Source organism: Streptomyces sp. JL2001, from assembly GCF_050917515.1.
Lineage (GTDB): Bacteria > Actinomycetota > Actinomycetes > Streptomycetales > Streptomycetaceae > Streptomyces.
In genome coordinates this window covers 3,220,584-3,245,377 of sequence record NZ_CP169421.1, presented here as the reverse complement: position 1 = coordinate 3,245,377, position 24,794 = coordinate 3,220,584, and the positions used below count along the sequence as shown (strand labels likewise).

At 73.0% G+C, this 24,794-nt stretch carries 26 protein-coding genes; 21 read left to right on the top strand and 5 right to left on the bottom strand.

Going from position 1 to position 24,794, the window contains the following annotated elements:
- Positions 1 to 166: 166 nt before the first annotated feature.
- The 3 genes from rplM to glmM all read left to right on the top strand — a co-directional run bounded on the left by rplM (position 167) and on the right by glmM (position 2,704).
- Positions 167 to 610 carry a 50S ribosomal protein L13 gene (gene rplM / locus ACE1OA_RS14190; RefSeq protein WP_356599625.1) on the top strand — a complete coding sequence of 148 codons (444 nt, stop codon included), beginning with the start codon at positions 167 to 169 and terminating at the stop codon, positions 608 to 610.
- A 44-nt stretch (positions 611 to 654) separates the two neighbouring features.
- Positions 655 to 1,182 carry a 30S ribosomal protein S9 gene (rpsI, locus tag ACE1OA_RS14185; protein ID WP_147980767.1) on the top strand — a complete coding sequence of 176 codons (528 nt, stop codon included), beginning with the start codon at positions 655 to 657 and terminating at the stop codon, positions 1,180 to 1,182.
- Between the two features lie 163 nt (positions 1,183 to 1,345).
- A complete protein-coding gene (glmM, locus tag ACE1OA_RS14180; protein ID WP_356599622.1) occupies positions 1,346 to 2,704 on the top strand; it encodes a phosphoglucosamine mutase in 1,359 nt (452 codons plus the stop codon).
- Between the two features lie 19 nt (positions 2,705 to 2,723).
- Here glmM and ACE1OA_RS14175 read toward each other — a convergent pair whose 3' ends face one another.
- From ACE1OA_RS14175 to ACE1OA_RS14165, 3 genes are all read right to left on the bottom strand, one after another.
- Positions 2,724 to 3,683 carry a DUF389 domain-containing protein gene (locus ACE1OA_RS14175; RefSeq protein WP_384869550.1) on the bottom strand — a complete coding sequence of 320 codons (960 nt, stop codon included), beginning with the start codon at positions 3,681 to 3,683 and terminating at the stop codon, positions 2,724 to 2,726.
- 21 nt (positions 3,684 to 3,704) lie between these two features.
- Positions 3,705 to 4,706: a type I pantothenate kinase gene (coaA, locus tag ACE1OA_RS14170; protein WP_356599618.1), complete on the bottom strand. Its 1,002-nt coding sequence runs from the start codon at positions 4,704 to 4,706 to the stop codon at positions 3,705 to 3,707.
- Positions 4,707 to 4,837: 131 nt separating this feature from the next.
- Positions 4,838 to 5,905, bottom strand: coding sequence for an acyltransferase family protein (locus tag ACE1OA_RS14165; RefSeq protein WP_432752865.1), 1,068 nt, complete (start codon positions 5,903 to 5,905; stop codon positions 4,838 to 4,840).
- Positions 5,906 to 6,507: 602 nt separating this feature from the next.
- Here ACE1OA_RS14165 and ACE1OA_RS14160 point away from each other — a divergent pair.
- The 8 genes from ACE1OA_RS14160 to ACE1OA_RS14125 all read left to right on the top strand — a co-directional run bounded on the left by ACE1OA_RS14160 (position 6,508) and on the right by ACE1OA_RS14125 (position 14,789).
- Complete coding sequence (locus tag ACE1OA_RS14160; RefSeq protein ID WP_356599614.1) at positions 6,508 to 7,260, top strand: hypothetical protein; 753 nt, start codon at positions 6,508 to 6,510, stop codon at positions 7,258 to 7,260.
- Positions 7,261 to 7,461: 201 nt separating this feature from the next.
- Positions 7,462 to 9,309, top strand: a complete 1,848-nt coding sequence (glmS, locus tag ACE1OA_RS14155; RefSeq protein WP_356599612.1) for a glutamine--fructose-6-phosphate transaminase (isomerizing) — start codon at positions 7,462 to 7,464, stop codon at positions 9,307 to 9,309.
- Positions 9,310 to 9,387: 78 nt separating this feature from the next.
- Positions 9,388 to 9,756, top strand: coding sequence for a holo-ACP synthase (locus tag ACE1OA_RS14150; protein WP_356599610.1), 369 nt, complete (start codon positions 9,388 to 9,390; stop codon positions 9,754 to 9,756).
- Positions 9,757 to 9,824: 68 nt separating this feature from the next.
- Positions 9,825 to 11,258, top strand: a complete 1,434-nt coding sequence (locus tag ACE1OA_RS14145; protein WP_432752864.1) for an NAD(P)H-hydrate dehydratase — start codon at positions 9,825 to 9,827, stop codon at positions 11,256 to 11,258.
- A 185-nt stretch (positions 11,259 to 11,443) separates the two neighbouring features.
- Complete coding sequence (gene alr, locus ACE1OA_RS14140) at positions 11,444 to 12,622, top strand: alanine racemase (RefSeq protein ID WP_386542729.1); 1,179 nt, start codon at positions 11,444 to 11,446, stop codon at positions 12,620 to 12,622.
- Positions 12,623 to 12,767: 145 nt separating this feature from the next.
- A complete protein-coding gene (locus ACE1OA_RS14135; protein ID WP_356599974.1) occupies positions 12,768 to 13,997 on the top strand; it encodes an alpha/beta fold hydrolase in 1,230 nt (409 codons plus the stop codon).
- Positions 13,998 to 14,007: 10 nt separating this feature from the next.
- Positions 14,008 to 14,508 (top strand): tRNA (adenosine(37)-N6)-threonylcarbamoyltransferase complex ATPase subunit type 1 TsaE, encoded by a 501-nt coding sequence (tsaE, locus tag ACE1OA_RS14130; protein WP_356776049.1) that lies wholly within the window; start codon positions 14,008 to 14,010, stop codon positions 14,506 to 14,508.
- 122 nt (positions 14,509 to 14,630) lie between these two features.
- Entirely contained in the window at positions 14,631 to 14,789 is a 159-nt protein-coding gene (locus tag ACE1OA_RS14125; protein WP_356599602.1) for a hypothetical protein, read from the top strand.
- 95 nt (positions 14,790 to 14,884) lie between these two features.
- On the opposite strand, the gene ACE1OA_RS14120 is transcribed toward ACE1OA_RS14125, so the two are convergent.
- Positions 14,885 to 15,424, bottom strand: coding sequence for a hypothetical protein (locus tag ACE1OA_RS14120; protein WP_386545993.1), 540 nt, complete (start codon positions 15,422 to 15,424; stop codon positions 14,885 to 14,887).
- 244 nt (positions 15,425 to 15,668) lie between these two features.
- Between ACE1OA_RS14120 and tsaB the strand changes: the two genes are divergently transcribed.
- From tsaB to ACE1OA_RS14080, 8 genes are all read left to right on the top strand, one after another.
- On the top strand, positions 15,669 to 16,322 hold the full coding sequence (gene tsaB, locus ACE1OA_RS14115) for a tRNA (adenosine(37)-N6)-threonylcarbamoyltransferase complex dimerization subunit type 1 TsaB (RefSeq protein ID WP_432752863.1): 654 nt from the start codon (positions 15,669 to 15,671) through the stop codon (positions 16,320 to 16,322).
- Between the two features lie 50 nt (positions 16,323 to 16,372).
- Positions 16,373 to 16,837: a ribosomal protein S18-alanine N-acetyltransferase gene (gene rimI, locus ACE1OA_RS14110; protein WP_147981313.1), complete on the top strand. Its 465-nt coding sequence runs from the start codon at positions 16,373 to 16,375 to the stop codon at positions 16,835 to 16,837.
- A complete protein-coding gene (tsaD, locus tag ACE1OA_RS14105) occupies positions 16,837 to 17,943 on the top strand; it encodes a tRNA (adenosine(37)-N6)-threonylcarbamoyltransferase complex transferase subunit TsaD (RefSeq protein WP_356599598.1) in 1,107 nt (368 codons plus the stop codon). The genes rimI and tsaD overlap by 1 nt, the downstream gene beginning before the upstream one ends.
- Positions 17,940 to 18,209 carry a hypothetical protein gene (locus tag ACE1OA_RS14100; protein WP_356599596.1) on the top strand — a complete coding sequence of 90 codons (270 nt, stop codon included), beginning with the start codon at positions 17,940 to 17,942 and terminating at the stop codon, positions 18,207 to 18,209. The genes tsaD and ACE1OA_RS14100 overlap by 4 nt, the downstream gene beginning before the upstream one ends.
- Positions 18,210 to 18,327: 118 nt before the next feature.
- Positions 18,328 to 19,134, top strand: a complete 807-nt coding sequence (locus ACE1OA_RS14095) for a polysaccharide deacetylase family protein (protein WP_432754063.1) — start codon at positions 18,328 to 18,330, stop codon at positions 19,132 to 19,134.
- A gap of 99 nt (positions 19,135 to 19,233) precedes the next feature.
- A complete protein-coding gene (locus tag ACE1OA_RS14090) occupies positions 19,234 to 19,590 on the top strand; it encodes a YciI family protein (protein WP_356599592.1) in 357 nt (118 codons plus the stop codon).
- 38 nt (positions 19,591 to 19,628) lie between these two features.
- Positions 19,629 to 20,882 (top strand): RNA polymerase sigma factor, encoded by a 1,254-nt coding sequence (locus ACE1OA_RS14085; RefSeq protein WP_432752862.1) that lies wholly within the window; start codon positions 19,629 to 19,631, stop codon positions 20,880 to 20,882.
- Positions 20,883 to 20,944: 62 nt separating this feature from the next.
- Positions 20,945 to 21,607 carry a hypothetical protein gene (locus ACE1OA_RS14080; protein ID WP_356599588.1) on the top strand — a complete coding sequence of 221 codons (663 nt, stop codon included), beginning with the start codon at positions 20,945 to 20,947 and terminating at the stop codon, positions 21,605 to 21,607.
- Here the strand turns inward: ACE1OA_RS14080 and ACE1OA_RS14075 are convergent.
- Positions 21,552 to 22,736: a THUMP-like domain-containing protein gene (locus ACE1OA_RS14075; protein ID WP_384869538.1), complete on the bottom strand. Its 1,185-nt coding sequence runs from the start codon at positions 22,734 to 22,736 to the stop codon at positions 21,552 to 21,554. The genes ACE1OA_RS14080 and ACE1OA_RS14075 overlap by 56 nt on opposite strands.
- 127 nt (positions 22,737 to 22,863) lie before the next feature.
- Here ACE1OA_RS14075 and ACE1OA_RS14070 point away from each other — a divergent pair, with 127 nt between their 5' ends.
- The gene (locus tag ACE1OA_RS14070; protein WP_384869536.1) at positions 22,864 to 23,787 is read left to right on the top strand and encodes a polysaccharide deacetylase family protein; all 924 of its coding nucleotides are present in this window, start codon (positions 22,864 to 22,866) and stop codon (positions 23,785 to 23,787) included.
- A 650-nt stretch (positions 23,788 to 24,437) separates the two neighbouring features.
- The gene (gene groES / locus ACE1OA_RS14065; protein ID WP_010471835.1) at positions 24,438 to 24,746 is read left to right on the top strand and encodes a co-chaperone GroES; all 309 of its coding nucleotides are present in this window, start codon (positions 24,438 to 24,440) and stop codon (positions 24,744 to 24,746) included.
- The last annotated feature ends 48 nt before the right edge of the window (positions 24,747 to 24,794 follow it).

The following is a 24,794-nucleotide window of genomic DNA, read 5'->3' as shown; positions in this document are numbered from 1 at the left end:
ATGCGTAGTGGCCTCGTCGTTCTCACGCGAGGGGCCCTTGCGCAGGTTCCCTGGAGCAGTTACCAGTGGCTCGCATACGGGCGGTGTCCCGGCAGTGCAGGCCCCAGCTGCATGATCGCTTCAGGTGTGTCTGGACTCCATCCACTGAAGAAGCGAAGGCTACGAAGTGCGTACGTACAGCCCCAAGCCCGGCGATGTCACTCGCCAGTGGCACATCATCGACGCGCAGGACATCGTCCTGGGCCGTCTGGCGACCACGGCAGCGAACCTCCTGCGGGGCAAGCACAAGCCGATCTACGCCCCCCACATGGACATGGGCGACTTTGTCATCATCATCAACGCTGACAAGGTGCACCTGTCCGGCAACAAGAAGACCCAGAAGCTGGCGTACCGCCACTCCGGGTTCCCGGGTGGTCTGCGCTCCGTCCGTTACGACGAGCTTCTGGCCAAGAACCCCGAGAAGGCCGTCGAGAAGGCCATCAAGGGCATGATCCCCAAGAACTCCCTGGGCCGTCAGATGCTCTCGAAGCTGAAGGTCTACGCGGGCGAGAACCACCCGCACGCTGCTCAGCAGCCGGTCCCGTTCGAGATCACCCAGGTCGCGCAGTAGTTCCGGCCACACCCCCTAAGAACGAAAGAAATCTGAGGAGAATCGTGGCCGAGACCACTGTTGAGAACCCCGTCGAGGGCACCGAGGGCGAGGAGACCTACGCCGAGGTCACCACCTTCGAGTCCGAGGTTCCCGTCGAGGGCGAGTACACCACCGAGTCCCTGGCTTCCCGCTTCGGTGACCCGCAGCCGGCCGCCGGCCTGGGCCGTCGCAAGAACGCCATCGCCCGCGTCCGGATCGTCCCGGGCACCGGCAAGTGGAAGATCAACGGTCGCACCCTCGAGGACTACTTCCCGAACAAGGTGCACCAGCAGGAAGTCAACGAGCCCTTCAAGGTGCTCGAGCTCGACAACCGCTACGACGTCATCGCCCGCATCTCGGGTGGCGGCGTCTCGGGTCAGGCCGGCGCCCTGCGTCTCGGCGTGGCCCGTGCGCTGAACGAGGCGGACGTCGAGAACAACCGCCCGGCGCTGAAGAAGGCCGGCTTCCTCTCCCGCGACGACCGTGCGGTCGAGCGCAAGAAGGCCGGTCTCAAGAAGGCCCGTAAGGCCCCGCAGTACAGCAAGCGCTAAATCGCCTGCTCGCCTGCTTGTACGTACGCCCCGGCGGCACTGCCCGTGCTGCCGGGGCGTACGTCTTTTCATAACCTTGGGCACGTTCTGAGCGACTTGCGTCGAGAATCGGGCATGAGCCGCTCAGGGGATCGCATTTTCGAAGCAGTTTCGGAGGACAGCTGTGGGACGACTCTTCGGCACGGACGGCGTGCGTGGTGTTGCCAACGCGGATCTGACAGCGGAGCTCGCGCTCGGCCTGTCGGTCGCCGCGGCGCATGTGCTCGCCGAGGCGGGGACCTTTGAAGGCCACCGGCCGACCGCGGTGGTCGGTCGTGACCCGCGCGCGTCGGGAGAGTTCCTGGAGGCCGCCGTCGTGGCCGGCCTGGCCAGCGCCGGGGTGGACGTCCTGCGGGTCGGTGTCCTGCCGACGCCGGCCGTGGCCTATCTCACCGGCGCCCTCGGCGCCGACCTCGGCGTCATGCTCTCCGCGAGCCACAACGCCATGCCCGACAACGGCATCAAGTTCTTCGCCCGGGGCGGTCACAAGCTCGCCGACGAGCTGGAGGACCGTATCGAGGCCGTCTACGACGAGCACCGCACCGGCGCGCCCTGGGAGCGGCCCACCGGCGCGGGCGTCGGCCGGGTCCGCGACTACGACGAGGGCTTCGACAAGTACGTCGCCCACCTGATCGCCGTCCTGCCGAACCGCCTCGACGGCCTGAAGGTCGTGCTCGACGAGGCGCACGGCGCCGCCGCCCGGGTCTCCCCCGAGGCGTTCTCGCGGGCCGGCGCCGAGATCGTCACCATCGGCGCGAGCCCGGACGGCCTCAACATCAACGACGGCTGCGGCTCCACCCACCTCGGCCTGCTGAAGGCGGCCGTCGTCGAGCACGGCGCCCACCTCGGCATCGCGCACGACGGCGACGCCGACCGCTGCCTCGCGGTCGACGCCGACGGGAACGAGGTCGACGGCGACCAGATCCTCGCCGTACTCGCGCTCGCCATGCGCGAGGCCGGGACGCTGCGCGGTGACACCGTTGTCGGCACCGTGATGTCCAACCTCGGCTTCAAGCTGGCGATGGAGCGCGAGGGTCTCGAACTCGTGCAGACGGCCGTGGGCGACCGGTACGTCCTGGAGGCCATGAAGGAGCACGGCTACGCGCTGGGCGGCGAGCAGTCCGGCCACGTGATCGTGCTCGACCACGCGACCACCGGCGACGGCACGCTGACGGGCCTCATGCTCGCGGCCCGCGTCGTCGCCACCGGCCGGTCGCTCGCCGAGCTCGCCGCCGTCATGGACCGGCTGCCGCAGGTGCTCGTCAACGTGCCGGACGTGGACAAGTCGCGCGTCGCCACCTCGGGCGACCTGGCCGCCGCCGTCTCCGACGCCGAGCGGGAACTCGGCGCCACCGGACGGGTCCTGCTGCGCCCCTCGGGCACCGAGCCGCTGGTCCGCGTGATGGTGGAGGCCGCCGACATCGAGCAGGCGCGCGCGGTGGCCGGACGCCTCGCCGACGTGGTGAAGTCCGCGCTGGGCTGAGCCCCCGGGCTTCGGCCGGTCAGCGACGTGGCGTACCCGGCGGGCGGCGGATCATCCGCCCCGCCTGGGTGCGCCACACCAGCTTCCAGCCGAGCAGGGTGAGGACCCCGGCGAGCACGATGCCGCCCAGGTTCAGCAGCAACTGCTCGGTGGAGCCCCACATCTGACCCAGATCGCCGTAGCTCAGCGCCACGGCGGCGTTCGCGGCGGCCGGGACGGTGGTCACGGAGATCGCCACGCCCACCAGCGCCCCCGACTTGGCGGAGGTGAGCGACAGGACGCCGGCCACCCCCGCGAGCAGCGCCACGACGAAGGAGAACGGGTCGGGCTGCCAGATGAAGCTGGTGTTGGGCCGCGGACTGTCGAGCATGGACACCTCGAACAGCCCCAGGGCGTTCATCCCCAGACTGAACGCCGTGGTGGCCACGATCGCCGCGGCGAAGCCGACGAGCAGCGCGACCAGCGAGCGGCGGGCCTGCCGCGCCGACCGCCGCACCAGGCCCGTGCAGATGCCGGCGAGCGGACCGAACTCCGGTCCGACGGCCATCGCGCCCACGATCAGGACCGCGTTGTCCAGCACCACACCGCAAGCCGCGATCATGGTCGCCACGATCATGAACGCGGCGTAGGTGATGGTGAGGGTGGAGTCCTCCTGGGTCACCTCGGACAGCTGCTCCCAGATCACCGCGTCCGCGGCCTCGCCCGGGGCCTCCTCCTCCGCCGCGTCGGCACGCCGGGACAGGGAGAGGTCGATGTCCTCGACCGCGATCGAGCCGTCCTGGTCGATGCCCAGCTTCCGCAGCCCGTGCAGGAGTTCGTCTCCGGCCTCGCGGGCCACGTCGCAGGTCACGAGATCCCCGGCGGGGTCGCGGGCGGCCCCGGGAAGGACCACCAGGTGCGTGGTGCCGACGGTCCGGCCGATCAGGGCGAGCACCGCCTCGGTGCGCTCGGCAGGCGTGATCATCCGCAGATGCAGCATGGGCGCACCCTAACCGTGGTCTCAGAGTTTGCGCAGGGACAGGCGCTGCACCTTGTGGTCCGGCCCCTTGCGGACGACGAGGGTGGCCCGTCCCCGCGTGGGCGCCACGTTCTCCAGCAGGTTCACCTTGTTGATGGTCCGCCACATCGTGCGGGCGTAGTCCAGGGCCTCCTCCTCGGAGACCTGGGTGTACTTCTGGAAGTACGAGAAGGGGTTCTGGAAGGCGGTCTCGCGCAGCCGGCGGAAGCGGTTGAGGTACCAGCTCTCGATGTCCTCGGGGCGCGCGTCCACGTACACCGAGAAGTCGAAGTAGTCGGCGAGACCGACGCGGGTGCGGCCGTCCTTGCCGGGCAGGGCCGGCTGGAGGACGTTGAGCCCCTCCACGATCAGGATGTCGGGGCGGCGCACCACGAGCCGCTCGCCGGGCACGATGTCGTAGATGAGGTGGGAGTAGACGGGCGCGGTGACCTCGTCCTTGCCCGCCTTGATGTCGGCGACGAACCGGGTCAGCGCCCGCCGGTCGTACGACTCGGGGAAGCCCTTCCGCGACATCAGCCCGCGGGCCTTGAGCTCCTCCATGGGGTACAGGAACCCGTCGGTGGTGACCAGCTCCACCCGCGGGTGCTCGGGCCAGCGGGCCAGCAGCGCCTGGAGCAGACGGGCCACGGTCGACTTGCCGACGGCCACCGAGCCGGCGACGCCTATCACGAAGGGGGTGCCGCGCTGCTCGGCCCGCTCGCCGAGGAAGGTGTTGAGCGCGCCGCGCAGCCCGCTGGTGGCCTGGACGTACAGGTTCAGCAGGCGCGAGAGCGGCAGGTAGATGTCCCGGACCTCGTCGAGGTCGATGACGTCGCCGAGGCCGCGCAGCCGCTCGACCTCGTCGGCGGACAGCGGCAGGGGCGTCTTGTCCCGCAGGGCGCTCCACTCGGCCCGGGTGAGGTCGACGTACGGCGTGGCCTCGACCCGGCGATGGCCGTTGCCGTTCCCCTTGGGGTTCGGGCTTCGTGGCGGCGAAGTGATCACACCGCCATTGTCGGGGCTGCGGGCCTCTTGTGGGTGGTGGGCTCGGTCACGTGGGAGAGCCCTTGCGCCGGCCCTGCCGTCCGTCGCGGCCGGCTTCGCGGCCGACGGGAGCCGGGCCGCCTCCGGCGCGCTCACACGGCGGCCCTGCGGGCGCCCAGGAGCGGCCTGAGCCGTCGCTCGGCGGGCTTCTCGACCCATTCGTGCAGACAGCCGGCGACCGCCACCGTCCCGACGGCGACCACGGCGATCTGGACGAGGTCCCTGCCCAGCCCGGGCCCCGGCGCCGTGCCCAGGTGCTCGAACACCTTCAGCACGATCACGTGGCAGATGTAGAAGGCGAAGGACCACTCGCCGAGCCTCACCAGCGGCCGGGAGCGCAGCAGCGACCGTTCTCCGCGCACGTCGCGCAGCGCGGCCGTCGCGATCAGCAGGGCGAACGCCGGCATGAGGACCGCGTCGAACGTGCCCGTCCGCACCTCGACGTACGGAACGGCGTCCGGATGGCGGAACCAGAGCCAGCACAGCAGCACCGTGCCCGCGGTGAGTACCAGCGCGACGCCCGACCCGAAGGGCGGACGCCATCCGCGCCGTACGAGCATCGCCGTGCACACGCCGAGAACGAACATCGGCGTCAGCGAGAGCGGCGAGGCCACGACGAGACGCTCCACGTCGGGCGCGAAGCCGTACCGGGGGCCCAGGATCCGGGTGGCGGCGGTCGCGGCCACGGACAGCCCGGCCAGGACCGCAAGCAGCCGGGAGGGGCAGCGCGAGAGCAGCCTGTGGAGCAGCGGGAAGGCCAGATAGAAGAAGGCCTCCACGGACAGCGTCCAGGTCACCACGTTCAGCGTGAAGAAGTGCTCGCTGCTCCACGACTGGGCGAAGGTCAGCGTCCACAGGACGTCCGCCGCCGACACCGGCTGGTGCCACCACCAGACGCGCAGTGCCGCGACCCCCGCGGTGGTCACCGCGAGCAGCGGCCAGATCCGGGCGAACCGGCGCCAGTAGTACCCCGTCGTGGTGTCGTCGGGGCGCGCGACCCACGCCATGACGAAGCCGGACAGGACGAAGAAGAAGGGGACGCCCTCGTATCCGATCCAGGAGAGCTGGGTGAGCGCCGCGGACTCGCTGACGTACCGCTTGGTGTGGAAGAGGAACACCCCGAGCGCCGCGAACCAGCGCAGTCCCGTCAGCGAGTCCACCCGGGTGCCGCCGAGCGTCGGTACGGGTCTCGGCTCGGCTTCGGTGCGGGCCGAGGCCCGCGTGGTGGTGGTCGTCGCGGCTGCGCCCGATGCGGGCAGGCTCCCGTACGTGGTGGACGTGGTGGTGGAAATGTCCCTGACCCCTCATGCCCTCGGCGCGGCAGGATGTGCGGCGGCGTTCGTGACTTCCCGCTCGGACGGCCGACGGCCATCCCTCCGGAAATGGCCCGCCTGCCCGGCATCGCTCCGGGTATTCCGCCGTCGGACCGCCGTCGGACCGCCGGCCCGATCGCCCCTCCGTCCGCCGTACGAGCCTGCCTGCCTGGTCAGGCGGCTGCCCGGCGGCCTCCCGGCGGAGCCGCCGCGCCGCGACATGTGACGTACCCCACGGCCCCTCGGGGGTGAGCGGGACGATTCGCGGACATACGGGGGCGCGACGGGCGGTGCGGCGGTGCCCGGCGGGCCGTCCGCCGCCCGTCCGCGGTCCGGTCCGCGGCACCGGCCGGTCGCGATCGGGTGCCGAAGCGGCACCCCGTCACCGGCGGCTCCGCCCGCTGCATAGGGTTCACACAGATTCGCGGGCCCCAGAAGAGAGTTGACCCATGAGAGCCACCGTCCTCCGCCGTACCGTCGCCGCCACCGCCGCGGCCGCCTCGCTCGCCCTGGCCCTCACGGCCTGCAGCTCGGACGGCGACGCCAAGCCGAAGGGCGAGGACCCCGCCTCCGCCTCCGCGTCCGCGGCCCCCGACGTGAAGGCGCTGCCCGCCGCGCAGCTGGAGAAGCTCGTCGTCGAGCAGGCGGACCTCAAGGGCTACCAGGTGCAGAAGGCGAAGGCCGCGGACGTCGTCACCGCCGGCGACGTCGGCGCCGACAAGCCCGCGTGCGAGCCGCTCGCCGAGATCATGTCCTCGGCCGCGGCCGGCGACCCCGGCTCCTCCGCGCAGCGCAAGGCGATCGAGGTCCGCAAGGACACCTCCGCCTCGCCGGACGACATCATGGGCGCGCTGGGCGCGCCGGTGACCTCCGTGACGCTCGGTTCGTACGGCGGTGAGGGCGCCGTGAAGACCTTCGCCGCGCTGAAGGAGGCCGGCACCGCGTGCGCGGGCGGCTTCCAGGTCACGTCGAGCGGCACGAAGACCAAGGTCTCCAAGATCGCCCCCGAGTCCGTGACCGCCGGCGAGGAGGCCCTGGCCTGGACCGTCACCAGCGACCTGGAGGGGGAGCCCTTCGTCAGCAAGCTGGTCGTCTTCCGCAAGGGCAACACGCTCGCGTCCTTCTCCACCATCAGCTTCTCCGGCACCGTCAAGGCCCTGCCGAAGGTCGTGGTCGACGCGCAGGCGGCGAAGCTGGGCTGAGTCCGGCCCGATGGGCAGGACACCCCTCAGGGGGCGTCCTGCCGGTCCTGCCGGGCTCGCGGTGTGCTGCGACTCCGTCTCCGGCGTTGTCGTCGGTCGCCGTGGCTCCGCCATGCCTCTCTCCTCCGCCTTGGATCCGAAGCCCCAGGACACCGCTCACTGATCCGGCCCGATGGGCAGGACACCCCCTAGGCTGCCGCCATGTGCGGAATCGTGGGATACGTCGGCGGGCAGTCGGCGCTTGATGTGGTGATCGCGGGCCTGAAGCGGCTCGAGTACCGGGGCTACGACTCGGCCGGTGTCGCGGTGCTCTCGGACGGGGGGCTCGCCGCCGCCAAGAAGGCGGGCAAGCTCGTCAACCTGGAGAAGGAACTGGTGGACCGGCCGCTGCCGAGCGGCTCCACCGGCATCGGACACACCCGCTGGGCCACCCACGGCGGGCCGACGGACGCCAACGCGCACCCGCATCTCGACAACGCCGGGCGTGTCGCCGTCGTCCACAACGGCATCATCGAGAACTTCGCCGCCCTGCGCGCCGAGCTGACGGAGCGCGGCCACGACCTGGCGTCCGACACGGACACCGAGGTCGTGGCCCACCTCCTCGCCGAGGAGTTCTCCTCCTGCGGCGACCTGGCCGAGTCGATGCGGCTGGTGTGCCGGCGCCTCGACGGCGCGTTCACGCTGGTGGCGGTGCACGCCGACGAGCCCGACGTGGTCGTCGGCGCCCGCCGGAACTCGCCCCTCGTCGTCGGCGTCGGCGAGGACGAGTTCTTCCTCGCCTCCGACGTGGCCGCGTTCATCGCCCACACCCGGTCGGCGATCGAGCTCGGCCAGGACCAGGTCGTACGGCTCGCCCGCGACGGCGTCGTCGTCACCGACTTCGAGGGGGCCCCCGCGGAGGTCCGGGCGTACCACGTCGACTGGGACGCCTCGGCCGCCGAGAAGGGCGGCTACGACTACTTCATGCTCAAGGAGATCGCCGAGCAGCCGAAGGCCGTCGCCGACACCCTCCTCGGCCGCATCGACGTCGAGGGGCATCTGCGCCTCGACGAGCTGCGGATCCCGGACGCGGTGCTGCGGGAGGCCGACAAGGTCGTGATCATCGCCTGCGGCACGGCCTTCCACGCCGGCATGATCGCCAAGTACGCCATCGAGCACTGGACGAGGATCCCGTGCGAGGTGGAGCTGGCCAGCGAGTTCCGCTACCGCGACCCGATCCTCGGCCAGCGCACCCTCGTCATCGCGATCTCCCAGTCCGGCGAGACGATGGACACCCTGATGGCGCTGCGCCACGCACGCGAACAGGGCGCGAAGGTGCTCGCCATCTGCAACACGAACGGTTCGACCATCCCGCGGGAGTCGGACGCCGTGCTCTACACGCACGCCGGCCCCGAGGTCGCCGTCGCCTCCACCAAGGCGTTCCTGACCCAGCTCGTGGCCTGCTACCTCGTCGCGCTCTACCTCGGCCAGGTGCGCGGGACGAAGTGGGGCGACGAGATCCACGCGCTGATCCGGGAGCTCTCGCGGATCGCCGACGAGGTCGAACGGGTCCTGGAGACCATGGAGCCGGTGCGCGAGCTGGCCCGCTCGCTCGCCCACAAGAACACCGTGCTCTTCCTCGGCCGGCACGTCGGCTACCCGGTGGCCCTGGAGGGCGCGCTGAAGCTCAAGGAGCTCGCGTACATGCACGCGGAGGGCTTCGCGGCCGGCGAGCTCAAGCACGGGCCGATCGCGCTCATCGAGGAGGACCTGCCGGTCGTCGTGGTCGTCCCGTCGCCGAAGGGGCGGTCCGTCCTCCACGACAAGATCGTCTCCAACATCCAGGAGATCCGGGCCCGCGGGGCCCGCACGATCGTGATCGCGGAGGAGGGCGACGAGGCGGTCGTCCCGTACGCGGACCACCTCATCCGGATCCCCGCGACGCCGACGCTGCTCCAGCCGCTGGTGTCGACCGTGCCCCTGCAGGTCTTCGCCTGCGAGCTGGCGACCGCGCGCGGCAACGAGGTGGACCAACCGCGTAACCTCGCGAAGTCCGTGACGGTGGAGTGAGGACCGGGCGGTGAGGGCCGTGGGCCGTCGCCCGGCCGTCGCGGACGGAAGACCGGCCGAGGACCGTGGGGTGGACGAATGATCATCGGGGTGGGGATCGACGTGGCGGAGATCGACCGCTTCGCCGCGTCGCTGGAGCGCACTCCCGGGCTGTTGCAACGCCTCTTCGTGGAGGCGGAGATGCTCCTGCCGAGCGGGGAGCGCCGCGGGCCCGCCTCGCTCGCGGCCCGCTTCGCCGCCAAGGAGGCGCTGGCGAAGGCGCTCGGCGCGCCGGCCGGCCTGCACTGGACGGACGCCGAGGTGTACGTCGAGGGCACCGGGCAGCCACGGCTCCGGGTCCGTGGGACGGTCGCGGCCCGGGCGGCGGAACTCGGTGTGAAGAACTGGCACGTCTCGCTCAGCCACGACGCGGGCGTGGCCTCGGCGGTGGTGATCGCGGAGGGGTGAGCGGCGCGGCCGGGCGCCGTCCCGCGTCGGCCCGGCGGCCGTGGCCGGTCTGGGGCAGACTCCTGTCCATGCGTACCGCTTACCGCGTGGAGACCGTACGGGCCGCCGAGGCCGAGTTGATGGCGCGGCTGCCGGAGGGCGCGCTGATGCAGCGGGCCGCGGCGGGCCTGGCCGCCGCCTGCTTCTCGCTCCTCGGCCGCGGCCGGGTGTACGGGGCCAGGGTCGTCCTGCTCGTCGGCGGCGGGGACAACGGCGGCGACGCCCTGTACGCGGGGGCGCGGCTGGCCCGGCGCGGTGCGGGCGTGACGGCCGTCCTCCTGGGCGCGCGCGCCCACGAGGGCGGACTCGCGGCGCTGCGGGCGGCCGGCGGGCGGGTGGCGGACGACCCCTTCGAACCGCTGGCCACGGCCGATCTCGTCCTGGACGGGATCACCGGGATCGGGGGCCGTGGAGGGCTGCGGCCCGACGCCGTGCCGGTGGCGCGCGCGGCGCGCGGTTCCGACGCCGTGGTGGTGGCCGTCGACCTGCCCAGCGGCGTGGACGCGGACACGGGAGAGGTCGCGGGGGAGGCGCTGCGGGCCGACGCGACGGTGACGTTCGGGACGTACAAGCCGGGCCTGCTGATCGATCCGGCGCGCGCGTACGCGGGGGCGGTGCGGCTGGTGGACATCGGGCTCGGCGACGTCCTGCCGTCGGTGCCGGAGCTCCAGGCCCTGCAGCACGAGGACGTGGCCCGGATGCTTCCGGTGCCGGGCGCGGAGAGCGACAAGTACCGCCGGGGCGTGGTCGGCGTCGTCGCCGGGTCCGCGCGCTACCCGGGCGCGGCCGTACTGGCGGTGGCGGGCGCGCTGCGCGGCGGGGCGGGCGCCGTGCGGTACGTCGGTCCGGCGGCGGAGGCCGTGATCGCCCGCTTCCCCGAGACGCTCGTGCACGCCGGCCCCCCGTCGAAGGCGGGACGGGTCCAGGCGTGGGTGGTGGGACCGGGGCTCGGCGACGGGCCCGGCGTCGAGGACGTCCTCGCCTCCGACGTGCCGGTGCTGGTCGACGCGGACGGGCTTCGCGACCTGCCGGCGCAGGCGGTGCGGGCGCGTACGGCTCCCACCCTGCTCACCCCGCACGCGGGCGAGGCCGCGGCGCTGCTGGGCGTCTCGCGGGAGTCGGTCGAGTCGGGCCGGCTCGCGGCGGTACGGGAACTGGCGGAACGCTTCGGCGCGACCGTCCTCCTGAAGGGCTCGACGACGCTGGTGGCCCCGGCGGACGGGACGAGTCCGGTCCGGGTCAATCCGACGGGCACGTCGTGGCTGGCCACGGCGGGCAGCGGCGACGTCCTGTCGGGCCTGGCCGGCTCGCTGCTGGCCGCGGGCCTCTCGGCGCCGGACGCGGGATCGGCCGCGGCCTACCTGCACGGCCTGGCGGGCCGCCGCGCCGCCCAGGGCACCCCGATCGCCGCGGCGGACGTGGCCCACGCCGTGCCGGACGCCTGGCGCGACGTCACGTCGTAGACCGGGGGCGCCCGTGAGCCGTCGGGGCGGCGCACCCGCGCCCCGCCACGCCCACGCGTGGCCGTGCCTTCGGCGGGATCCGGCGTCCCGGCGCCCCGGAAACCCGGGATCGAGAGCGGTGGGGTGACCGGGGCGACAGCCGGTGCCGACGGGCCCGGTGGCCCGTACCTGAGACACTGGGCGCGATGACTGAGACACCGCCGCCCCGCCGAGCCCGCGCCGAGATCGACCTCGGTGCGCTGCGTGCGAACGTGCGCACGCTGCGTGCCCGCGTCTCGCCCCACACCCAGGTGATGGCCGTGGTCAAGGCGGACGCGTACGGACACGGCGCGCTCCGCTGCGCCCGCGCCGCCCTGGACGCCGGGGCCACCTGGCTCGGTACGGCCACCCCGCACGAGGCGCTCGCCCTGCGCGCCGCCGGGATCACCGGACCGCGGATCATGTGCTGGCTCTGGACGCCCGGCGACCCCTGGGCCGAGGGCATCGAGGCGGACCTCGACATGTCCGTCAGCGACATGTGGGCGCTGGAGGAGGTCGTCGAGGCGGCGCGCGTCACGGGCCGCACCGCCCGTATCCAGCTCAAGGCCGACACCGGCCTCGGCCGCAACGGCTGCCAGCCCGCCGACTGGCCGCAGCTCGTCGACCGGGCGCTGAAGGCGGAGAGCGACGGGCTGGTGAAGGTCACCGGCCTCTGGTCGCACTTCGCCTGCGCCGACGAGCCGGGGCACCCGTCCATCGGCGCGCAGCTCGACCTCTTCCGCATGCTGCTGGAGCACGCCGAGAAGGCCGGCGCGGAGCCCGAGGTCCGGCACCTCGCCAACTCGCCCGCCACGCTGACCCTCCCCGAGACCCACTTCGACCTCGTCCGACCGGGCATCGCGATGTACGGCGTGTCGCCCAGCCCCGAGATCGGCTCGTCCGCCGACTTCGGGCTGCGCCCCGTGATGTCCCTCAAGGCCGGCATCGCGCTCGTGAAGCAGGTCCCCGCCGGCCACGGCGTCAGCTACGGGCACCACTACGTCACCGCGCGCGAGACCCGGCTCGGTCTCGTGCCGCTGGGCTACGCGGACGGCATCCCGCGGCACGCCTCCGGGCGCGGCCCCGTCCTCGTCGGGGACCGGGTCCGTACGGTCGCCGGGCGGGTCGCCATGGACCAGTTCGTGGTCGACCTCGACGGGGACGCGGTGCTGCCGGGCGCGGAGGCGGTCCTGTTCGGCCCGGGCGACCGCGGCGAGCCGACGGCCGAGGACTGGGCCGTCGCCGCCGACACCATCGCGTACGAGATCGTGACCCGCATCGGCGCGCGCGTCCCGCGCGTCTACCTGAACGAGCGGGACGACCCCGCGGCCGTGCCCGGGGAGTAGCGTCGACCGCCCGGCGCGAGCCGGGCGGTCCTCCCGGCCACGGCCCGGGCCGTCCCGGAGCCCGCGCAGCACCCGAACGACCCGAGCGACGCGTGAGCGAACAGCGACCGGAACGAGGAACAGGGAGCGGAAAGTGAGCGAGTCCATGCCCGACAACTGGCGACGTGCCGGGTTCGCCGGCGCCGCGATAGGCGTCCTGGCCGCCGGTGCGGCGGCCGGCGTCGCCGTCGAGCGGCTCACGGTGGGCCGGGGCATGCGGCAGAAGGCCCGCCTCGCCCTGGACGCCTCCGCCCCCTACGGGTCCCTGCGGGGCGTCTCCGGCAAGGCGCTCGCCGACGACTCCACCGCGCTCCACTACGAGATCGACGAGGTCGAGTCCGACGCCCCGGCCCCGCGCCGCCGCCGGCTCTTCGGCCGCAAGGCGCCCGCGCCCGTCACCGTCGTCTTCAGCCACGGCTACTGCCTGAGCCAGGACTCCTGGCACTTCCAGCGGGCGGCGCTGCGCGGCCTGGTCCGCACGGTCCACTGGGACCAGCGCAGTCACGGCCGTTCGGCCCGCGGGGTCGCCCAGTCCGGACCCGACGGCGTACCCGTCTCGATCGACCAGCTCGGCCGCGACCTGAAGGCCGTCCTCGACGCCGCCGCCCCCGAGGGGCCGCTCGTCCTGGTGGGGCACTCGATGGGCGGCATGACGATCATGGCGCTGGCCGAGCAGTACCCCGAGCTGATCCGTGAGCGGGTCGTCGGGGTCGCCTTCGTGGGCACCTCCACCGGGCGGCTGGGCGAGGTGAACTACGGGCTCCCGGTGGCGGGCGTCAACGCGGTCCGGCGGATCCTGCCGGGCGTGCTGAAGGCGCTCGGTTCACAGGCGGAGCTCGTCGAGCGGGGCCGCCGGGCCACCGCCGACCTCTTCGCCGGCCTGATCAAGAAGTACTCGTTCTCGTCGCGGGACGTGGATCCGGCGGTCGCCCGCTTCGCCGAGCGGATGATCGAGTCCACGCCGATCGACGTGGTCGCCGAGTTCTATCCGGCCTTCGTGGAGCACGACAAGGCGGCGGCCCTCCAGGTCTTCGGCGAGGTGCCGGTGCTCGCGCTGGCCGGCGACCGGGACCTCGTGACCCCCAGCTCGCACACCGAGACGATCGCCGACCTGCTGCCGGAGAGCGAGCTGGTCATCGTGCCCGACGCCGGCCATCTCGTGATGCTGGAGCACCCCGAGGCGGTCACCGACCGGCTGGCGGACCTGCTGGCCCGGGTCGGCGCGGTACCGGGACCCGCGAGGTCCGCGGACGGGGCGGCCGCGGGCGGCAGGACGGCGCCGAGGGCGAAGGCCCCGCGCGCGCGGGCGACGAAGGCGGGCCCGGGCAACGGATAGGTTGGCCGCTATGGAAGCAGCGCTCAATCCGTCCTCCGGGGCCACCCTCTCCGTCGACTCGCCCGAGCGGATGCAGGAGATCGGCCGCCGCCTCGCGAAACTCCTGCGCCCCGGCGACCTCGTCATGCTGACCGGTGAACTCGGCGCCGGGAAGACGACCCTGACCCGCGGTCTGGGCGAGGGCCTCGGCGTGCGCGGCGCCGTCACCTCCCCGACCTTCGTCATCGCCCGCGTGCATCCGTCGCTGGTCGGCGGCCCCGCCCTCGTGCACGTCGACGCGTACCGCCTCGGCGGCGGCCTCGACGAGATGGAGGATCTCGACCTCGACGTCTCGCTGCCCGAGTCCGTGGTGGTCGTGGAGTGGGGCGACGGCAAGGTCGAGGAGCTCACCGACGACCGGCTGCACGTGCTGATCCACCGGGTCGCCGGCGACACCGACGACGACCGGCGCACGGTCGTGCTGCGCGGGATCGGGGCCCGGTGGGCCGATCAGGACCTGCGGATGGAATGACATACAGCTGAACGTACGTATGTTCCGACAAGGTGTCGGGAAGATGTTGCGTCGGTCCCACGAGCCGTGGTCACATGGACTCACGAGCTTGGTTAGGTGTACCTAACCTACGGGAGGCATGCATGGCGACGCCAGAGCGCGCGGAGGACCGCATCTCGATGAGCGAGCTGCTCGCGTCCTGTGCCGCGGCGAGCGCGGTCTCGACCCCGCCGCGCCCCACCGAACCCGAGCAGGACGCGCGCGAGAGCGACCACGAGCGGGAACGGCCGGAAGCCGCCTGATCCCGGAGGTGCGGCAGCCGGGACCGTGCCATGCAAGGGCGCTCGACGGCACACCGGCCGGGTCCGCCGCGTGCGGGTGCCCGGGGGCCGGTGCCTCAGGGGACGACGACGACCTTGGCGCCGATCGAGGCGAAGGTCCACATCGCGTCGCCGTCCGCCCGCTTCATCCGGATGCCGCCGGTCTTGCGCGACGGGTCGGGCTTCGGCAGCGAGTTGTCGACCGCGGCGCTGAAGCCGACCGAGACGTCCTGGACGGTCGCGAACCGCACGACGTGCTCGATCTGCACCCCGTCCGACCCGCGCACGGCGCCGGAGCGGGAGGAGACGGAATACGTCCCCGGCGCCGGGTTCACGGTGCTCGGCGCGACCGAGAAGGTGTGCGTGGCCTGGCCCTTCGCGTCCACCAGCCAGACCCGCTTCTCGCGCAGCGCGTAGACCACGCGCGCGCCGCTGCCGGAGTCCGCCGGGACGGCGAGGGGGTCCTTGGCCGGCTTCCGCGGCCCGCCGGTCGCGGTGGCCGACGGGGCCGAGTCCGGTGTCCTCGGCTTCGCCGCCAGGTCGGCGGGCACGTTCGCCGACGCCTGGTAGGCGAGGAACACGACCGCCGCGACCGCCGCGGCGGTGAGCCCGGCCACGAATCCCGAGCTGCTCCTAGCCACCGTGCCCACCTCTCCGCTCCGGGGCCGTCGGCCCGGGAGGTACCCCCACGAACGTATCGGTGGTGACGGTAGCAGCAGCGGCCCGGTGACACGGGGCGCCGTGCGGTGAGGCCCGCCGCGCCGCGCCGTACGGACCTCGCTCCTGCCGTGCCGGGCCCCTCCGCCGTCGGCGCGGCGACCGTCGTCGGCCGGGACCTGTCCGGAGCCGTAGGCTGTTTGCGTGCTCTTGCTCGCCATGGATACCGCCACGCCCGCCGTCACCGTCGCCCTCCACGACGGCGAGTCCGTCCTCGCGGAGGCCCGGCAGGTCGACGCCCGCCGCCACGGGGAGCTGCTGCTGCCCGCCGTCGACCGGGTGACGAAGGAGGCCGGGCGCGCGCTCGGCGAGGTCACGGGCCTCGTCGTCGGGGTCGGACCCGGTCCCTACACAGGGCTGCGGGTCGGACTGGTGACCGCCGCCACCTTCGCCTCCGCCCTCGGCGTGCCCGTCCACGGGCTGTGCACCCTCGACGGACTCGCCTACGCCTCCGGGATCGAGGAGCCGTTCGTGGTCGCGACGGACGCCCGCCGCAAGGAGGTCTACTGGGCGCGGTACGACGACTTCCGCACCCGGACCACCGACGCGGCCGTCGACCGCCCCGCCGAGATCGCCGAGCGGCTCGCCGGCCTTCCCGTGGTCGGTGCCGGCGCGCGGCTCTACCCCGAGGCGTTCCCCGACGCCCGCGACCCCGAGCACCAGTCCGCCGCCGCCCTGGCCGCCCTGGCCGCCGAGCGGCTCGCGGCCGGCGCGGACTTCCTCGACCCGCTGCCGATGTACCTGCGCCGCCCCGACGCGCAGGTGCCGAAGAACTACAAGGTGGTCACCCCCCAGTGACCGCCGCGACCGAGGGCACCGCCACGACCGCCGCAGCCGTGCTGCGCGGGATGCGCTGGTGGGACATCGCACCCGTGCTCGTCCTGGAACACGAGCTGTTCCCCGAGGACGCCTGGTCCGAGGGCATGTTCTGGTCCGAGCTCGCCCATGCCCGGGGTCCCCGCGCCACCCGCCACTACGTGGTCGCGGAGGACCCGGCCGACGGGCGGGTCGTCGGCTACGCCGGACTGGCCGCCGCCGGCGGACTCGGCGACGTCCAGACGATCGCCGTCGCCCGTGACCAGTGGGGCAGCGGCCTCGGCGCCCGCCTGCTCACCGACCTGCTCCAGCACGCCACCGCCTTCGAGTGCGAGGAGGTGCTGCTGGAGGTACGGGTGGACAACACCCGGGCCCAGAAGCTGTACGAGCGCTTCGGCTTCGAGCCGATCGGCTTCCGGCGCGGCTACTACCAGCCCGGCAATGTGGACGCGCTCGTGATGCGACTGACCGTTCAAGGAACAGAGACGACTGACTGATGGCTGCTGACGAACCGCTCGTACTCGGCATCGAGACCTCCTGCGACGAGACCGGTGTCGGCATCGTCCGGGGCACGACCCTGCTCGCCGACGCCATCGCGTCGAGCGTCGACACCCATGCCCGCTTCGGCGGCGTGGTTCCCGAGATCGCCTCCCGGGCCCATCTGGAGGCGATGGTCCCGACGATCGAGCGCGCCCTGAAGGAGGCCGGGATCTCCGCGCGCGACCTGGACGGCATCGCCGTCACGGCCGGGCCCGGCCTGGCGGGCGCGTTGCTCGTCGGCGTGTCGGCGGCGAAGGCGTACGCCTACGCGCTGAACAAGCCGCTGTACGGCGTGAACCACCTGGCCTCCCACATCTGCGTCGACCAGCTGGAGCACGGTCCGCTGCCCGAGCCGACGATGGCGCTGCTCGTGTCCGGCGGTCACTCCTCGCTGCTGCTCGCCCCCGACATCACGGCCGACGTCCGCCCGATGGGCGCCACCATCGACGACGCGGCCGGTGAGGCCTTCGACAAGATCGCGCGCGTGCTCGACCTCGGCTTCCCCGGCGGACCGGTGATCGACCGGCTCGCGAAGGAGGGCGACCCGAAGGCGATCGCCTTCCCGCGCGGCCTGTCGGGCGCGAAGGACCCCGCCTACGACTTCTCGTTCTCCGGTCTCAAGACCGCCGTGGCCCGGTGGATCGAGGCCAAGCGCGCGGCGGGCGAGGAGGTGCCGGTGCGCGACGTGGCGGCGTCCTTCCAGGAGGCGGTCGTCGACGTACTGACCCGCAAAGCCGTCCGGGCCTGCAAGGACGAGGGCGTCGACCACCTGATGATCGGCGGCGGCGTGGCCGCCAACTCGCGGCTGCGGGCGCTGGCGCAGGAGCGGTGCGAGCGGGCCGGCATCCGGCTGCGGGTGCCGCGTCCGGGGCTGTGCACGGACAACGGCGCGATGGTCGCGGCGCTGGGCGCCGAGATGGTGGCGCGCAACCGGCCGGCCTCCGACCTGGAGCTGTCCGCGGACTCCTCGCTGCCGGTGACGGACCCGCACGTGCCGGGCGCCGGCCACGGGCACTCCCACGACCACGTGCACGAGATCAGCAAGGAGAACCTGTACTCGTGACGACGGTGACGCTCATGTGGGAGGCACGGGCGGTCCAGGACCGCGGAGCCGAACTCCTGGAGTGGGCGCGGGCGCAGCAGCTGCCGTACGAGCCGGCGCGGCGGGAGACCTTCCGCGCGCCGCAGGACCGGGTGCTGGTGCTGACCTGGTGGGAGGCCGACTCGGTCTACGCCGAGCTGCCCGAGCTGCCCGAGCCGGACGCGGGCCTGATCACGCGCCCGGTGCACCGGTGGCGTTTCGAATCCGTGGACACCGAGGCAACCTGACAGCCCGTCCCGGCATCAGACACCATGACGTAGGTCGTGTGTTCGGGTGTGGGGCGGGTGGGCCGGGGTGGACAAGAAGATCGTGGTGTGGGCGGCGCTGACCGTCGCCGCCCTGCTCATGACGGGGTGCACCCAGCCGGCGGACGCGGACACCCCGCCACGGGCGGCCTCCACCGCCCCCACGACGACGCCGCCGGCCGCCGGGGACTCCGCCCCCGACGCCCCGCGCTCGGCCGCGGAGAGGGCCGCCGCGTACCGCAAGTGGGGCCTCCGGCCGCTGCCTGCCCCGCCCGCGCCGCCCGGCACGAAGCCGATCCGGCGGGTGCCCGGCGCCCCCGTTCCGGTCGTCAGCGAGATACCGACGAACGAGAAGATCGTCTTCATCACCGTCGACGACGGCGCCGAGAAGGACCCCGAGTTCACGACGATGATCAGGGACCTCGGGATCCCGGTCACCATGTTCCTCACCGACGCGGCGATACGCGACGACTACCGGTACTTCGCCCCGCTCGCCGCCCTCGGCAACGGCGTCGCCAACCACACCCTCACGCACCCGAACCTGCGCAACCTCGGCCGCGAGGCCCAGCGCCGGGAGATCTGCGGCCAGCAGGCGAAGCTCGCGAAGGAGTACGGGACGACCCCGCGCCTCTTCCGCCCGCCGTACGGCAACTGGAACGAGGACACCCGCGCCGCCGCCGGCACCTGCGGCGTCGAGGCGATCGTGCTGTGGCGCGAGTCGATGCAGATCACGAACATGCAGTACCAGCGCGGGGACCGGAAGCTGCGTCCCGGCGACGTCATCCTCGCCCACTTCCGCGGGCCCGCCGAGCTCAAGGGCACGACGATGACGCGGATGACGGCGAACCTGCTGCGCCACATCCAGGAGCAGGGCTTCACCGTGGCCCGCCTGGAGGACTACCTCTGAGAAAACTTCTCGCGTGGTGTCGATGCGGGCCCCGGCCGTTCGACGTATGAGTGAGAGGCGGGAGAACGCACCCGCCACCGCACCACCGAGGAGAAGACGATGCCCCGCTACCTGACCATGATCCGCCTCGAAGAGGGCAGCTTCCGGCTGGAGGACGCCGACGCCGGCTTCGAGGCGCGGATGGGCGCGCTGTTCGAGGAGATCACCAAGGCCGGGGTCATGCTGGAGACCGCCGGACTCAAGCCCACCTCCGAGTCCACCCGTGTCACCTGGGCCGACGGGAAGATCAGCTACACGGACGGCCCGTACACCGAGACCAAGGAGGTCGTCGGCGGCTACTCCATCACCCAGTGCCGGGACATGGCCGAGGCGATCGAGTGGTCCAAGCGCTTCCTGGAGGTGCACCCGCCGGAGTGGAAGGTCACCTGCGAGGTGCGTGAGATCGAAGAGATGTGACGGACCGCGCCACGGGCGGTGTGCTGTCATGGTGAGCCGTGACAGCACACCACGCGGCCGAGAGCGTCGAGACGGTCTTCCGGATGGAGTCGGCACGGGTGATCGCCGCCGCGGCGAGGATCGTCCGCGACGTCGGCATCGCCGAGGAGATCGCCCAGGACGCGCTCGTCGCCGCTCTGGAGCAGTGGCCGCGGACCGGGGTCCCGGACCGGCCGGGCGCCTGGCTGACGGCCGCGGCCAAACACCGCGCCGTCGACCTCGTACGACGCCGTGAGACGTACGCGCGCAAGCTCGCCGAGGTGGGCCGCGACCTCACGGAGGAGACGAACGACCCCGAACCGTCCGGCCCGGACGACATCGACGACGATCTGCTGCGGCTGGTGTTCACCGCCTGCCATCCGGTCCTGTCCGCCGAGGCCCGCACCGCGCTGACGCTGCGGCTGGTCGGCGGACTGCGCACGGACGAGATCGCCCGCGCCTTCCTCGTGCCGGAACCGACGGTCGCGCAGCGGATCGTGCGCGCCAAGCGGACGCTGGCCAGGGCGGGCGTGGAGTTCGAGGTGCCGTACGGGCAGGACCGGGCGGCCCGGCTCGGCTCCGTCCTGGAGGTCATCTACCTGATCTTCAACGAGGGGTACGCGGCCACGGCGGGCGACGACCTGCTGCGTCCCGCGCTGTGCGAGGACGCGCTGCGGCTGGCACGCGTGCTCGCCGGGCTCATGCCGCACGAGGGGGAGGTGCACGGCCTCGCGGCCCTGCTGGAGATCCAGGCATCGCGGACGACGGCCAGGACCGGACCCGACGGGCAGCCCGTGCTCCTCGCCGACCAGAACCGGAGCCGCTGGAACCGGCTGCTGATCCGGCGCGGTTTCGCGGCCCTGCAACGCGCCGGGGAGGGCGGCTCCTTCGGCCCGTACGCGCTCCAGGCGGCGATCGCCGCCTGCCACGCCCGGGCCGCGACCTACGAGGAGACCGACTGGCGCACCATCGCCGCGCTCTACGGCCGGCTGGCCGCCGTCGCCCCGTCCCCGGTGGTCGAGTTGAACCGTGCGGTCGCCGTCTCGATGGCCGAGGGCCCCGCGGCCGGTCTGGCGATCGCCGACACCCTCGCCGGCGAACCCGCCCTGGACCGCTACCACTTGCTGCCGAGCGTGCGAGGCGACCTGCTGGCCAAGCTGGGCCGGACGGCGGAGGCGCGGAGCGAGTTCGAGCGGGCGGCCGACCTGACCCGCAACGAGCGGGAGCGCGAACTCCTGCGCGCACGGGCGCGATCGCTCCCGTCGGAGGAGTGACGGGCGACGGCCCCAACGCGCCCGGTCCGCCCACCGGCCGGCCCGGAACATAGGCTGCCGTCATGCCCCGTCGTACTCCGCTGCCCCCGCCCCCGCCGCCACCCGAGATACGGAACTGGCCCGACCGCGAGACGCTGCTCGCCGACCGGGCCCTCGCGCTGGACGAGCTCGGGCGCCGACTGCTGGGCGGGAAGCGGCTGATGCTCTTCCTGGCCGGCCTCGTGCTCGTGGAGCTGGGCTGGGGCCTCGTCGGCGTCCTGCTGACCGCCTTCGACCAGGACGCGCTCGACCCGATCACGCTCCTGCCCGCCGTGGTCGCCGCGTGCCTGGGCTTCGGGGCTCTCGTCCCGGGCGTCTGGCTGACCGTCCGCGGGGTCCGGGCCGACGGGGTGGCCCGCGTCCGGCTGGGCGAGTGGGCCGCGCTGGACCGCCACGCGGCCACCGACGCCCGGCTGCGCGCCCCGGTGTGGAGCGTCTGCTGGCTGCTGGGGTCCTTCCTGCTGTGCGCCGTCGGCCTGTGGATCTCGTTCGCCGTCCCGGCGGGCACGACCCGCGAGAACGGCGGCTACGGACTCGTCGCGTACGGGATGGGTGCCGGCCTCGTCCTGTGGGTGAACGGCCTCATCGGACTGGCCAAGGCCGCCGGCCACTACCGTTTCGCGGTCCGGCTCACCGGCCGGCCGGGTGCCCGATCAGCATCGTCGGGGCACCCGCGACCCGAGTGAGGAACAGCGTCGCGGAGTTCGGGCCCTTGGGCTTGATCCTGCGGCGCATCTCCTCGGGTTCGACCGCCGAGCCGCGCTTCTTCACCGTCAGGGTGCCGACCTCGCGTTCGCGCAGCAGGGCCTTCACCTTCTTGAGGTTGAAGGGCAGGCTGTCGGTGATCTCGTACGCGGTGGCGTACGGGGTCGCGCGCAGCTCGTCCGCCGTGACGTAGGCGATCGTCTCGTCGACCAGGCCGCCGGCCAGCTCCTCGGCGACCTCGGCGACCAGATGGGCGCGGATGACGGCGCCGTCGGGCTCGTAGAGGTACCGGCCGACCGCCCGGACCGCGGGATCGGGCAGGCCGCGGCCCACCAGGCTCGTACCGGCGGGCAGCAGCGTGGCGCGCCGGGCGCCGGGCGTCGTGCCGAACCAGAGCACGGCCTCCTTCACGTCACCGCCGTCCGAGATCCACTCGGCCTCGGCCTCGTCCGGCACCGCCTCGTGCGGGACGCCCGGGGCGATCTTCAACGCCGCGTGCCGGGCCTTGCGGGCCGCCTCCGTCGCCCAGGAGAGCGGCGGCGAGTAGGCCTCCGGATCGAAGATCCGGCCGCGCCCGCCGCGCCGCGCCGGGTCCACGAAGACCGCGTCGTACGGCGCGGTGTCGATCTCCGTCACGTCCGCGCACCGGACCTCGATCAGCCCGTCGAGCCCGAGGGCCGCCGCGTTCGCGCGGGCCGCCTCCGCGGTCAGCGGGTCGCGGTCGACGGCGAGCACCGAGATGCCCGCACGGGCGAACGCGATCGCGTCCCCGCCGATCCCGCCGCACAGGTCGGCGACGCTGCGCACGCCCAGCTCCCGGAAGCGCTCGGCGCGGTACGCGCCGACCGTCGCCCGGGTCGACTGCTCGACGCCGTTGGGCGTGAAGTACATCCGGTGGGCGTCCTCGGCGCCGAACTTCGCCACCGCCCGCTGGCGCAGGCGCGCCTGCCCGAGGGCCGCCGTGACCAGTTCGGCCGGGTGCTCGCGGCGCAGCCGGGAGGCGACCGCCAGCTCCTGCGCGGGGTCGTAGTCGCGCAGGCCGGCGAGCAGGGTCTGGCCCTCGGGCGTGAGCAGGGCGGCGAAGGAGGCGAGGTCGGTCACCCGTCCCATTGTGGGCCCTGCCGCCGAGTGGGCCGGCCGGGGGACGGTACGCGCGGCGCGCCGACGGCGTGGGCGCCGGAGGGCCTCCGCGCTGACAGGATGCGGCGCCATGCAGCTAGTACGACAAAAGGAACGAATGCTTACAAAGCGAGGTCGCCGCACGCGGCGGTCGGTGGGTGCCGTCCTGCTCGTCGCCGCCCTCGGATCCGCCTGCGCCGGGCCCTCCGCGGACGGCGGGGGCGCGGGCGGCGCACCCAAGGGGCCCGCGAGTCCCGCCGCGGGACAGCCGCGCGCGGAGGGGGCGGCCGGCGCCCTGGAGGCGTACGTGGAGAGGGTCCGCAAGCAGCGTGCCGCGCGGGTGCTGGCCGCCAAGAAGTGGGGCCTCGACAAGCCGCCGCTGGAGGCGCCCGCGCCGCCCCGGGTGAAGCCGACGATCACCACCCGCAAGGGCTTCGAGACGTCCGGCGAGGGCCTGCCGCCCGTCTTCACCACCGTGCCGACCAAGGACAAGGTCGTCTTCCTGACGATCGACGACGGGGCGGAGAAGGATCCGGAGCTGCTGCGGATGATGACCGAGCTGGGCATCCCGTACAGCGCCTTCCTGAGCGACTACCTGGTCAAGGAGGACTACGGCTACTTCGCGAAGATGCAGAAGGCCGGCGTCTCCCTGCACAACCACACCCTCAACCACCGCTATCTGCCCGGGCTCTCGTACGCCGAGCAGAAGCGGGAGATCTGCGGGATGCAGGACACGATCGAGAAGCGGTTCGGCAAGCGGCCGCCGCTCTTCCGCCCGCCGTACGGCAACTACAACCGGAACACGCTGACCGCGGCCAAGTCGTGCGGGGTCAAGGCGGTGCCGCTGTGGGCCTCGGAGGCGTTCCCGGACCGCATGGAGTGGCGTGAGTGGGACCGGGACCTGCACCCCGGCGACATCGTGCTCACGCACTTCCGGGGCAAGGCGGACTGGAAGGGCACCATGCCCGACATGATCCGCCGCGTGATGAAGACGATCACGGCCAAGGGCTACGCGGTCGCGAAGCTCGAGGACTACGTGTGACCCGGGCGCGCCGGCCGCTGGCCGGACTGCTGCTGGCCGGCGCGCTCCTGGCGGCGACGGGCTGCGCGCAGTCCGTGGACCCGATCGAGCGCCTGGGCCGGAGGGCCGCGGAAGGCGTGGGGCCGTCGGCGGCCGCGGTGCCGGCGGCGCGGGGCCCGGTGGGGGAGGCCCGGCACGCGGCGCACGCCGGACGGCCGGTCCGCGGGAGCGCCGGCGCCCCCCGTGTCGCCGCCCGGGACGGCGCCGGGGAAGCGACCCTCACCGAGACGGCCGCCCGGATGTTCCGCACGGCCGCGCGGTCGTGGCCCCACGCGCCCGCCCGGCCGCACGGGAGGCCGCACGCGGCGGCGGAGCGGCACCCGGATGCCCGGGACCACGAGGGGGCCGGCCGGCACGCGAGGGCCGGCGGATATGCGGAACCAAAGGGTCCGTCAGACCGTTTCCCGGAGCGGGACAGAATCGCCACACGGCACTGAATTGGCACTCCGCTTGACCGAGTGCTAATCGCAGTCATAGTCTCGGGTCTGGCACTCCCCACTGGAGAGTGCCAACACAGCGACGGGCAGGTCCGGCACCCGCGACGACGGATCCACCTGGTCGCCACCTCAGACAGTTAACCCCGTGAGATCTCCGAAGGGGGAGGTCGGATCGTGACGACCACCAGCTCCAAGGTTGCCATCAAGCCGCTCGAGGACCGCATCGTGGTCCAGCCGCTCGACGCCGAGCAGACCACGGCCTCTGGCCTGGTCATCCCGGACACCGCCAAGGAGAAGCCCCAGGAGGGCGTCGTCCTGGCCGTGGGCCCGGGCCGCTTCGAGAACGGCGAGCGTCTGCCGCTCGACGTCAAGACCGGCGACATCGTGCTGTACAGCAAGTACGGCGGCACCGAGGTGAAGTACAGCGGCGAGGAGTACCTCGTCCTCTCGGCTCGCGACGTGCTCGCGATCGTCGAGAAGTAATTCACCGAAGTACCCGAAGTACCTGAAGCAGATGCTTTGAGCTGCGCC